Here is a 9,095-nt window from a genome sequence, read left to right as displayed (position 1 = left end):
AAAGCAATATGAAAACTTCATTAAAAATGGAACGTTAAGATGAGTCTTGAACTTAAAGATTACATTAAAAGTTTTATATCAGGAAAAATAGTAGCAAGCGAATTTGCAGATAATTACATGTGTAAATGGAAACAGGAAAGAGATGGTAATTTACTTGGAAATGATGAGGATAAGTTAAGTGAGTTATTATCCAGTACTTTTTGTGCAGCTGACATGTATAACCCTGATGATGACCGTGAAGAATATGAATTTGACGATGTAGAGTTACTAAATGAAGTTAATAAACTTGTATTAGTCTACGAAAAGGAATGAGAGGTCCAGGATTTACGCCGGCATCTTTTAACTGTCACTCAGCCAGCGGCCTTATTATCAGTTGCCCGTGTTCAACTGTGACTGTCACTGGCACACCGGTCATAAACCCCGCCTCTTCCAGCCAGTTCACCTTCAGGTTAAGGCTGGGGCAGCGACTGTAATAGGTAGTTATGTCTTTTCGGTCTACGTGAGGGATGCTGGTATATCCCATCTAAAGCCGCCGTAACGCCTTGGAAATACTCACTTCTGGCTTAGTATCTTGCGCAGCCATGATCAACTCTCAGATAGTTGGTGATGGTTAGCGGTGTTTATCTGCTGGGCGGCAGAGCGAGCATCCACTATGCGTCGGAGATGACAATGCCGGTACTGGAGAGCTGGCAGCGGTATCTGTACCTGTACCGCAAGGAGAGGTTGAAGCCGTTCTCGAGCTGGACACAGCGGACGGCGCTCCAGCCACTTCAGGTTTGGTTCCGCTGGATGACGTGACAGAGTCTGATACTGGCAAATCCGGCGGCAGACCCGGAGCTGCCCCGGCTGAAGAAGCATCTGCCGCGCACCATCCTGAGCTTGGAGCAGGTAGAAGATATACTCAGCCTGTGCAACCTGACGACGCTTCAGGGCGTCCGTGACCGTGCGCTGAGGGAGCTGCTGTGGTCAACGGGTAATGACAGCTGTGGCGGGGGTGAAAAAGTTGACCGGGTGCAGGCGCAGCGCCATGCCGGGGCGGTAGCGTGCGCGGCAGAAAAGGGCGCGTCAGGGCAAAAAGATATCGCAGCTGAAACGCGACAGCAATAAGCGGCTGAAAGTGGGGGAAAGCACAGGGAAAAGGTGGTTCGTCGCCAGACTGCGTGCCGGTTAATACACTAATGAATTTGGTTTTAAGGCTGGAGCTTCAATCGGTAATAATTTTGATCCATATTTCCCGGAATTGTCTGGAGACTTAAGTCATGATTATTCAGCTAACGCAGGTTTTGGTCCCGGTTCTGTAGGAATCTCTGGCGGAAAAGATGGTATTGGTATTTCCTTTTTTATTGGGCCAGGCATTGGTTTTACAGGTTCTGCCACTGGTTCTCATGCCGAAAAAGTAGATCTGAACGGTGACTCCACTAAGGAAAGATATCACTATGATTTCAAATGATTTAGTTTTAAATGTATCATCTTTTATGTTGTTGTTTTTTTTGATTTTATGGGGCGGTTGTTTTTTTATTTTTGTTTATAGGTATCTTGGTGGGGCTAAGGTAGGTAAAGATTCCTTGCTTTATTTTAATTATATTTTTTTTAAACGGAATGCTTTATCAAACTACGCATTGGTTTTTCTTGTTCTTGGATATATTGCTGCAGCAATAGCTGAATATCGAAGAGAGGCTAATAATCTATTTTTAATATCCAATCTTTGCGGCGGGATTTCATTTCTTCTCTTTGCAATGTATGGGAAGTTTTTTCACCAAAGATTAACTGATGATGAGAAACCATTTTATTTTATTAAGGTTTTTTTGACAAAAGCAGACCTATCCTTCGGCTCGATTTTTCTTTGGTTATCGAGAATAGCGTATGTAACATGGCTCATTGTTTTTATTAGCAACTAAAAATTGTTGGGCATAATGCACTGGGTAAAGATGATGATGAGTTGCAGAATGAATTTGGTGAAAAGTGAATTCGTGGATGAAAGAGAGAATATACAGGCAGTCGGGGGGTATGGTTATTATAAATAAATCAGATTCTGCTAAGCATATTCAGGATGCGCTTGCAGCAGGAGAGACTACATCTTTAATCATTAAAATGGATGGAGAAAATAAAGAATGAATGATTCCGTTGAAAAACTGCTGTCAATTTGTAGCAACCCTCTTTCACCACTGGAAGGGGTTAAAGATTGCTCGAAGTTTTTTAGCTCCCCATTATCCTGTGAACTCAATACTCTGCTAGATAGAAAAAACGGATGCTATGGGTTTGAGTCAGCTTTACACGTTTTTCCCTATCAAACAACCCATGAGGAAATCGGTTTAGTAGACTGGAATAACAAAAATCTCTGGATTTCTTCTTATGGAGATATGGCGATTGGTGCACTATATTTTGCTGAGGATATTTTTGGTGGTCAATTTTGTTTGAAGAGTGATGGTGTTTATTTCTTCGAGCCTGAAACTGCAGAGTTCAAGAAATTGACTAATACCATAAATGAATGGTGCGAGATGGTATTATCTGATTATCAAGTCATTACTGGGTACACACTGGCTCATTCATGGCAAAAAATAAATGGCCCCATACCATCAGGATATCGTTTGGCTCCGAAAATTCCATTCGTTGCTGGAGGTTTATACGAGCTTGATAATCTTCATATTTGCAAGTCACTTGAGTTGATGAAAGCCGCAGCTAATATCGCATTACAAATAAGAGACACTCCGAATGGTAGTAGTGTAAAAATAATTGTAATAAATTAAATGTTCTGTATTTCAACCTGAAGGACTTTTAAATTACAATTTACTTGCTGAGTTTCTCTCAAACCTGGAAAGCTGATTGTCGGAGTGCTGTTCAGGATTCGGGCTACCATCATGGCAGGGGGTGTCGCCAGCATCATATCCTTTTGGCTGGCGAGACAGCATTTGGAAAGGTATTGAAACAGCTAAGAAGATAGAGAATATGACTTTATTTGAAGAGTGTCAAAAGGCACTAAGTGCCGATTTCGAAATTTTTGAAGGAAAGGATGAGAAAAAAGCTGTTGATATTCTTAATAGCTACTCTTTTGTAAAAGGAGTTATTTCGTGGGAAGAAATTGAACATGCAGATTATGAAAGCATTTATGATTTATTAAATGTAACTACCATGAAAAATACAGAAGTATACGTTCTTATTGATGATGCCAGCATTCCGGTTTTCAGGACAAACTTGAGTCTGATAGCTAAAAATATTTATGATGTAATAGCTTTATCACCAAGGTTATTTATTTTTAATGATGAAATTATACTACAACCTTTATTTCCAACAGAAACCTTCCGTTTGGGAATAAGATCCAGATGAAATATAATCTAAAAATAAACCTCAGACGGTTGGCTGGGGCTGATTTTTCAGTCAGTTATTCTTAAGTCGTCAGCTGGATGATCAACTGCCCCAGACTGGTGATCAATTCGATCTTCTGCCCGGTCGTAAAATCCAGCGTCTCCAGCCAGCGGCTGTTGAAGGTGAGCAGTGCCAGTGGGTTCGACTGGCCTTCATCAGGCCGGTATCCTGCACCCGGCCCATGCCTGAATCCTGGCGCTCGCAGAGTTCTTTCCACTCTGTTTTATCGGTCACGGTTGTTACCGACAGCGTGCTATCCCGTAGCACCAGCCGGATCGGCGTATCGGTAGTAATCCGAGCGTGGCCAGTTGGCCACTCGTGATAGATAGTTCCGGATTGGGTGCAGCACTTCAGCTGAGCACCAGCGCGGTGACGGCGAAGGTACAGAGCCTGTCGGGAGGAAACGTGGCGCAGTTGATTAGCGGCGCGTCGGCACCTTATCTTGCGGAAAAAATAGATGCTCTGAAAACGGACGCGAACGGTAAGGTGAATACCGAAGCGGAACTGATGGCGCACGCGGTGCTGGGGGTGGAAATCTCGTATGCGGCGGGCTACGCAGCGCTGTCCAGAGCATCGGGCGCGGTGATGGGCGAGTACATCGCAGAGAAATACTTGGGCGCGGACACGCCGGAGAAGATAGCGGCACTGGGGCAGGAAGACCGTGAGCAGCTGAGCCTCCTCGGCACGCTGGCAGCAGGACTGGCGGGTAACAGCATTGCTACAGCGACGAGCGGTACGGTTGCCGGTAAGAATGCTGTGGAGAATAACCTTTTGTCTGCCAAACGTAGTCAGTAGCGTTAAGAGAAACTGGCTGCATGTGATGGCGACAAAGCTTGTGTTGCGGAGGTTCGTCGGGAGTTTGGGCCGGAATCGGATGAACAGCGGCAGCGGGTAGAAACCTGTTTCAGTGCGGCAGACTGTTACACAGTTGAGCAGGAGCTGAAGTCCATGCGTGCAGAGTACAGCCAGCAGGAATCGGCACTGGCAGAAAAAGCACGTACACAAGGAGTTGGCTCGTTAAGCGAGGCGGAGCAAAAAGAGTGGATTGCAGCCCGTAGCGCTTTGACGGAATTAGATTCGCAGAAAAACCTGTCGTTGCACCGTGCGCAGACAATAGGTAGTTCGGTGGAGGTCTCGGCGGAAACCACCAATGTGATGGGCCACGCGGCGATTGTCTCGGAAGCGGGAGCTGCCGAAGGGATATCGAAAGGTGGTGCGAATGGCTCAAAAAACAAGGTGGTAATATTTAAAAATTACCTAACGGACAGCAGGTTAATCATTTTGAAGAGAGTTTATATGATCTTCCGCCTGGAGAACGGGCTGCTCTAGTTAAGCAAATGGTGGAGCAGGTAGCGCCATCGAATGGAATGGTAAAAAATAATAAACTGACCAGGATAAATAACAGGGATGGTTATCCTGGTGATGATGGTCACTTATATACGGTAGATACATCACATGGTCGATTTGAACGGGTGAATGCTCAGACGGGCAAACATCAGGGAGAAGTTGATATGGGGATGATGCCAATAAGTAATAGTATGGATAAATCAGGCGGCCATGATTTAAAGGTAAAATAATATGCAAGAGCCAGTAAAATTAATTGAAATAAAAAACATAGCGTTAAGACATGGAAACATTTTTCGCCTTCCTGCTGTGTGGCCATATGAAGCCCTGGTCGATTTTATGGTTGTTGATTTGTCTAATGCTGACAGACCTTATGGGTTAATCGTGTCATCCGGTCATAAGGCTGGTCTGATATTAGTTAAATTACCTGCTGAATGTTGTTTATCAGAGGTTAGAGGCCTCAGTGTTGAATGGGTAATAGATAACTGGGATAAATGGATTTACCCAGAGTGCGATGTGAAAGACGTATATGTAATAGACCGATATGAGATCCTTCATTCTCAATGAGTAATAACGACCCCGGCCATTGCGTCGGGATCGATATTTTGACCGGTTAGATCCTAATTTCCGCCTCAATTACCAGCCGCCCACGCTCGACGATGACGATAACCGGCTGTGGGTTGACGATGTTGCTGATCGAAAAGGGTTGATTAGTGCTTATGGTTTAGGGGGATATCGTTACCCTGATACAACACCAAATGATCCAGCACATTCAAACCCAACGGGTATACAGGCTAATTTTGAAACATACAAATAAATCCGGCAATCGGAGAGCGCGTACGTGTTGGTAACGGCCATATGAGTATTATATCGACCAGTGTGAAGGTGAAGACTGGATGGAGATAGCGTAAAAGCTCTCCCGCGTTTTTGCCTGGTAGTATGAAGATTATCAGCCTTGAGCAAGATCCCAGCCCTCGTGCAGGGATCGTCGTTATTAACAGTCAGACTCTCCGTGCCGCCGTCATCATGGTGTCCTTGAGCCTGATCGGCGGGGTTGCCTGAAAAAGCATCAACCCTCGGACAGGAAATGTTTTGTGGCCACTGCCCGTGGGCCGTGTCACCAAAACCACCCGGTCAGGGCGATGCCCCGACACCCCTCGGTTAAAACAAAAACCCCCGGCGGCGTCCGGGTCAAAGGGTTCGATGCTCAGCCCTTCGACTATATCGCGATGGCTGGCGTTCATACCACGGCGGCGATAGGTAGTGCGGTTTATGGGATGAAGGGTACAGGAGCAAGTGGGGGGGAATGCTGGCTCTATTAAAAATGTTAATCCAGGATACCCGGAACCAGGCAGAACACATAACTGTGTGAACTGTTCTGTTTCCACTGGTGCTACTTTGGCTGGAAATCCTGCATCGGCGTTGCCTGTAAATCATAAAAACGGTATCCCGTTGGCCGTTTTGGAAATCCAATACGGTACGAAATTTAAGTATATTTCTTCGTCCGAAAGCATTACACAGCAAATGAATAGTGCAGGCTCAGATTCCCGAGGAATTGTTTTTGGTTCATATGGGCCGGGTCAACCTGGACATGTGTTTAATGTTGTAAACCAAAACGGAACAGTCCGATTCCTTGATGGGCAAACGGGTAAGCCTGCTGATCTCAGCCAATTTAAATCATTCCAATTACTGAGGACGAATTAATGGTTAATTTTGTAGAGGCTGTAGAAAAAGCGAAAGAATATATAAAAGATACAGATATTCCGGTTGTTATTACTCTTCAAGGCCGTTTTTCTGAGGGATGGTTTTTTTGTTTTCAATCTCGAGAATATCTTGAAACGGGAGAGTTTTCTGCTCAACTCGCAGGTAATTCGCCATTTCTAGTAGATAAGGATACAGGTGAAATACATGAACTTGGAACTGCGTATCCTATTGAAAAATACTTGCAAGATTATGAAGAAAAGAAAAATAACCTAAGTTAGAAGAATTCCGGCCATCGAGCCAGGATATTTTTATCTGCCGATTACACTTCAGCCAGTCGGATGCTCAACAGAAGCCAGGTATTGAAAAACCGAAATATGATGGTGGGGCTGATCAAATTTTTATGCCAGGAAATTATCCATCAGAATGGATAAAGTCGTTGCGTGACGGTAAGACTGGTAAAGTTTATACCTATGATAAATTTAGAAAGTCGTTTCCTGATCAAGTGACAAATAAAAGGTGATTAGATGTTAACAGAGAATGACATGCAGGATATATCAAGGCTTATAGATCTGTTAAATAAGGTCATCGCATATGCCGTTGAAAACGAAGGTAATGACTTGCGTTATAAGGGAATCCTTAAGTCTTTAAGAATACTTGAGGGCAATCAGCGTAATGGCCTTCCAAATTTATATAATCATATCATGGGTGATTTTAGAATGATGGTTGATCGAGGGTTGTATGGTGATCAATATATAGATGAAATAACAAATGAAGTATATAAAATAATAAAGTCAAATAGTTTGTTTTATAAATAGTCAACAATGTGATCCCGGATACCGAACCGGTCGGGGTGACGCCGGACGTGGTAATCAGGGGAAAAGAAAAATCGTCATCCGCGCCGCTGCCTGCGGTCGGAAAAACGAGGGTGACCCATGGGCAACCGTAAACCTCACGCCGATGCGCTGCTGACGGTGGATGAGGTGTACAGAAAGCCCATCGGCCCGGCCAGCGACCCGAAAAGCCTGTATGCGCTGCTGCTGCGGTTCGTGGCGTCGGGAGCGGAACTGGTCGGAGACCACGCTGAAGACGCAAACCCATCATGAGTATCGGTTCATCCTGTGGGCGGCGGGGCGCAGGTTGTACTATGGACGTGACATCACCTTACCGATACTGGAGCACTATCAGCGTCACCTGTACCAGTACCGCAAGCAGAACGGGGAGCTCCTGCACCCGGCCCGCGCCTGAATCCTGGCGCTCGCAGAGTTCTTTCCACTCTGTTTTATCGGTCACGGTTGTTACCTACAGAGTGCTATCCCGCAGCACCAGCCGGATCGGCGTGTCGGTAGAAATTCGAGCGTGGCCAGCTGGCCACCCGTGATAGATAGTTCCGGATCGGGTGCAGCACTTCAGCTGAGCACCAGCGCGGTGACGGCGAAGGTACAGAACCTGTCGGGAGGAAACGTGGCGCAGTTGATTAGCGGCGCGTCGGCACCTTATCTTGCGGAAAAAATAGATGCTCTGATAACGGACGCGAACGGTAAGGTGAATACCGAAGCAGACCTGATGGCGCACGCAGTGCTGGGCGCGGAAATCTCGTATGCGGCGGGCTACGTAGCGCAGTCCAGAGCATCGGGCGCGGTGATGGGCGAGTACATCGCGCAGCAGCTGTATGCGGGCGTTAAGTGTGACGACCTGAGAGAAGAGCAGTGGTAAACGATCAGTGCGCTGGCAGCGTAATGAGTGACATCACTACAGATATTGTTGCGGAGAACTACCGGAAAAAATGCTGTTGGGAGTAATGCTTTGAGGGGCAAGACCGGACATGATGAAAATGAGCGGAAAGAGGAGCGTGGGGATTATTCATTAAAAAACATACCGATAAATCCGATGGCTCCGGGGATTTTTAACGCGTATAGAGAAGCTCAGATAAAGGAAATGTCTAAAACTTCAGTGCCAAAGATACCGCTAAAAAGGGAAGGTTAAATGATTACTGAGAATGAGCTCAATGAATTTGAGGAAGCGATATTAACTGGGGTTACCGTTGGAGTAGGGTCATTGATTTTGCTGTTCTCATCAGGAACACGCATACTGATCCAGTGTCCCTTTAGATGTGAGGAAAAAAACGCTTTTCATATAGGGCATGGAGAGGATATATCAACAAGTAATCTCCTGTTTTCATATCTTAATCAGAGGGTTGAGTTGTGCTCTTTGCTAAATGGTGAAATTTTAAAATTATTCTTTGGCAACGAGAAAAATATGTATATCGTTCCTGAAAACAACGGCTTTGAATCTTATGTAATTACTACAAGCCAGGGTGATTATCCTGTAATCGCTTACTGATTAAAATCCCGGCTATCAAACCGTGATTTTAATTTTATCAGCCATTTACCCTTAAGTCGCCAGCCGGATGATCAACTGTCCTGGCCCGGTAATCACTTCAATCCTCTGTCCGGTCGTAAAACCCAGCACTTCCAGCCAGCGGCGGTTAAAGGTGATCTGTGGCAGCAGGTCCGGCTGGCCCTCATTCAGCTGGTATCCCACTTTGTAATAATGCGCCTGTGATTGGCTGTCGGCGGTTGTGGATGTCTATGACTACTGATACGTGTCAGTCCTAATAAACTCCTCAGCGATTATAGCGCGAAGCTGATATAAGATTGAATAATATAATATCGGGAAGCAATTAA

The 9,095-nt window shown here is 45.4% G+C and carries 17 protein-coding genes and 2 pseudogenes; 16 read left to right on the top strand and 3 right to left on the bottom strand.

Annotation, left to right across the window (positions count from 1 at the left end):
- Nucleotides 1–39: 39 nt before the first annotated feature.
- The gene (locus AC1V0D_RS07810; protein WP_267369113.1) at nucleotides 40–312 is read left to right on the top strand and encodes a colicin immunity domain-containing protein; all 273 of its coding nucleotides are present in this window, start codon (nucleotides 40–42) and stop codon (nucleotides 310–312) included.
- Between the two features lie 34 nt (nucleotides 313–346).
- Here AC1V0D_RS07810 and AC1V0D_RS07805 read toward each other — a convergent pair whose 3' ends face one another.
- Nucleotides 347–523 carry a SymE family type I addiction module toxin gene (locus AC1V0D_RS07805; protein WP_072052735.1) on the bottom strand — a complete coding sequence of 59 codons (177 nt, stop codon included), beginning with the start codon at nucleotides 521–523 and terminating at the stop codon, nucleotides 347–349.
- Nucleotides 524–619: 96 nt separating this feature from the next.
- Here AC1V0D_RS07805 and AC1V0D_RS07800 point away from each other — a divergent pair.
- The 5 genes and pseudogenes from AC1V0D_RS07800 to AC1V0D_RS07780 all read left to right on the top strand — a co-directional run.
- Nucleotides 620–975: pseudogene (locus AC1V0D_RS07800) on the top strand (site-specific tyrosine recombinase XerC); the annotation flags it as partial.
- Nucleotides 976–1,207: 232 nt separating this feature from the next.
- Complete coding sequence (locus tag AC1V0D_RS07795; RefSeq protein ID WP_337021293.1) at nucleotides 1,208–1,450, top strand: polymorphic toxin type 25 domain-containing protein; 243 nt, start codon at nucleotides 1,208–1,210, stop codon at nucleotides 1,448–1,450.
- Complete coding sequence (locus AC1V0D_RS07790) at nucleotides 1,437–1,898, top strand: hypothetical protein (protein WP_267369114.1); 462 nt, start codon at nucleotides 1,437–1,439, stop codon at nucleotides 1,896–1,898. The genes AC1V0D_RS07795 and AC1V0D_RS07790 overlap by 14 nt, the downstream gene beginning before the upstream one ends.
- 213 nt (nucleotides 1,899–2,111) lie before the next feature.
- The gene (locus AC1V0D_RS07785) at nucleotides 2,112–2,747 is read left to right on the top strand and encodes an SMI1/KNR4 family protein (RefSeq protein ID WP_337021025.1); all 636 of its coding nucleotides are present in this window, start codon (nucleotides 2,112–2,114) and stop codon (nucleotides 2,745–2,747) included.
- A 199-nt stretch (nucleotides 2,748–2,946) separates the two neighbouring features.
- On the top strand, nucleotides 2,947–3,324 hold the full coding sequence (locus AC1V0D_RS07780; protein WP_167428066.1) for a CDI toxin immunity protein: 378 nt from the start codon (nucleotides 2,947–2,949) through the stop codon (nucleotides 3,322–3,324).
- 61 nt (nucleotides 3,325–3,385) lie between these two features.
- Here AC1V0D_RS07780 and AC1V0D_RS07775 read toward each other — a convergent pair whose 3' ends face one another.
- Entirely contained in the window at nucleotides 3,386–3,580 is a 195-nt protein-coding gene (locus tag AC1V0D_RS07775) for a type I toxin-antitoxin system SymE family toxin (RefSeq protein ID WP_167428067.1), read from the bottom strand.
- Nucleotides 3,581–3,768: 188 nt separating this feature from the next.
- Between AC1V0D_RS07775 and AC1V0D_RS07770 the strand changes: the two genes are divergently transcribed.
- From AC1V0D_RS07770 to AC1V0D_RS07725, 10 genes and pseudogenes are all read left to right on the top strand, one after another.
- The gene (locus tag AC1V0D_RS07770; RefSeq protein WP_337021026.1) at nucleotides 3,769–4,158 is read left to right on the top strand and encodes a VENN motif pre-toxin domain-containing protein; all 390 of its coding nucleotides are present in this window, start codon (nucleotides 3,769–3,771) and stop codon (nucleotides 4,156–4,158) included.
- A 153-nt stretch (nucleotides 4,159–4,311) separates the two neighbouring features.
- Complete coding sequence (locus tag AC1V0D_RS07765; protein WP_167428069.1) at nucleotides 4,312–4,692, top strand: hypothetical protein; 381 nt, start codon at nucleotides 4,312–4,314, stop codon at nucleotides 4,690–4,692.
- Between the two features lie 8 nt (nucleotides 4,693–4,700).
- A complete protein-coding gene (locus AC1V0D_RS07760; protein ID WP_337021027.1) occupies nucleotides 4,701–4,940 on the top strand; it encodes a YncE family protein in 240 nt (79 codons plus the stop codon).
- A 1-nt stretch (nucleotide 4,941) separates the two neighbouring features.
- On the top strand, nucleotides 4,942–5,274 hold the full coding sequence (gene imm45, locus AC1V0D_RS07755) for an Imm45 family immunity protein (protein ID WP_167428071.1): 333 nt from the start codon (nucleotides 4,942–4,944) through the stop codon (nucleotides 5,272–5,274).
- Nucleotides 5,275–6,003: 729 nt separating this feature from the next.
- Nucleotides 6,004–6,411: a toxin glutamine deamidase domain-containing protein gene (locus tag AC1V0D_RS07750; protein ID WP_482907196.1), complete on the top strand. Its 408-nt coding sequence runs from the start codon at nucleotides 6,004–6,006 to the stop codon at nucleotides 6,409–6,411.
- Complete coding sequence (locus AC1V0D_RS07745; RefSeq protein WP_482907195.1) at nucleotides 6,411–6,689, top strand: YrhB domain-containing protein; 279 nt, start codon at nucleotides 6,411–6,413, stop codon at nucleotides 6,687–6,689. The genes AC1V0D_RS07750 and AC1V0D_RS07745 overlap by 1 nt, the downstream gene beginning before the upstream one ends.
- A 246-nt stretch (nucleotides 6,690–6,935) precedes the next feature.
- On the top strand, nucleotides 6,936–7,226 hold the full coding sequence (locus tag AC1V0D_RS07740; protein WP_150029806.1) for a hypothetical protein: 291 nt from the start codon (nucleotides 6,936–6,938) through the stop codon (nucleotides 7,224–7,226).
- A gap of 117 nt (nucleotides 7,227–7,343) precedes the next feature.
- Nucleotides 7,344–7,638 (top strand): annotated as a pseudogene (locus AC1V0D_RS07735) (site-specific tyrosine recombinase XerC); the annotation flags it as partial.
- Nucleotides 7,639–7,785: 147 nt separating this feature from the next.
- Entirely contained in the window at nucleotides 7,786–8,124 is a 339-nt protein-coding gene (locus AC1V0D_RS07730; RefSeq protein WP_150029807.1) for a hypothetical protein, read from the top strand.
- A 270-nt stretch (nucleotides 8,125–8,394) separates the two neighbouring features.
- The gene (locus AC1V0D_RS07725) at nucleotides 8,395–8,751 is read left to right on the top strand and encodes a hypothetical protein (protein ID WP_150029808.1); all 357 of its coding nucleotides are present in this window, start codon (nucleotides 8,395–8,397) and stop codon (nucleotides 8,749–8,751) included.
- A gap of 51 nt (nucleotides 8,752–8,802) precedes the next feature.
- On the opposite strand, the gene AC1V0D_RS07720 is transcribed toward AC1V0D_RS07725, so the two are convergent.
- The gene (locus AC1V0D_RS07720) at nucleotides 8,803–8,952 is read right to left on the bottom strand and encodes a SymE family type I addiction module toxin (RefSeq protein ID WP_267369134.1); all 150 of its coding nucleotides are present in this window, start codon (nucleotides 8,950–8,952) and stop codon (nucleotides 8,803–8,805) included.
- Nucleotides 8,953–9,095 lie beyond the last annotated feature (143 nt).

The sequence above is a fragment of the Pantoea sp. PA1 genome, assembly GCF_056856975.1.
This window is presented reverse-complemented; position numbering and strand designations above follow the sequence as displayed.

Bases quoted from the DNA above. Each gene is read 5' to 3' on its own strand.
- AC1V0D_RS07790 (WP_267369114.1), top strand. From the start codon at position 1,437: ATGATTTCAAATGATTTAGTTTTAAATGTATCATCTTTTATGTTGTTG.
- AC1V0D_RS07810 (WP_267369113.1), top strand. From the start codon at position 40: ATGAGTCTTGAACTTAAAGATTACATTAAAAGTTTTATATCAGGAAAA.
- AC1V0D_RS07760 (WP_337021027.1), top strand. From the start codon at position 4,701: ATGGTGGAGCAGGTAGCGCCATCGAATGGAATGGTAAAAAATAATAAA.
- AC1V0D_RS07785 (WP_337021025.1), top strand. From the start codon at position 2,112: ATGAATGATTCCGTTGAAAAACTGCTGTCAATTTGTAGCAACCCTCTT.
- AC1V0D_RS07725 (WP_150029808.1), top strand. From the start codon at position 8,395: ATGATTACTGAGAATGAGCTCAATGAATTTGAGGAAGCGATATTAACT.
- AC1V0D_RS07740 (WP_150029806.1), top strand. From the start codon at position 6,936: ATGTTAACAGAGAATGACATGCAGGATATATCAAGGCTTATAGATCTG.
- AC1V0D_RS07765 (WP_167428069.1), top strand. From the start codon at position 4,312: ATGCGTGCAGAGTACAGCCAGCAGGAATCGGCACTGGCAGAAAAAGCA.
- AC1V0D_RS07805 (WP_072052735.1), bottom strand. From the start codon at position 523: ATGGGATATACCAGCATCCCTCACGTAGACCGAAAAGACATAACTACC.
- AC1V0D_RS07780 (WP_167428066.1), top strand. From the start codon at position 2,947: ATGACTTTATTTGAAGAGTGTCAAAAGGCACTAAGTGCCGATTTCGAA.
- AC1V0D_RS07745 (WP_482907195.1), top strand. From the start codon at position 6,411: ATGGTTAATTTTGTAGAGGCTGTAGAAAAAGCGAAAGAATATATAAAA.
- imm45 (WP_167428071.1), top strand. From the start codon at position 4,942: ATGCAAGAGCCAGTAAAATTAATTGAAATAAAAAACATAGCGTTAAGA.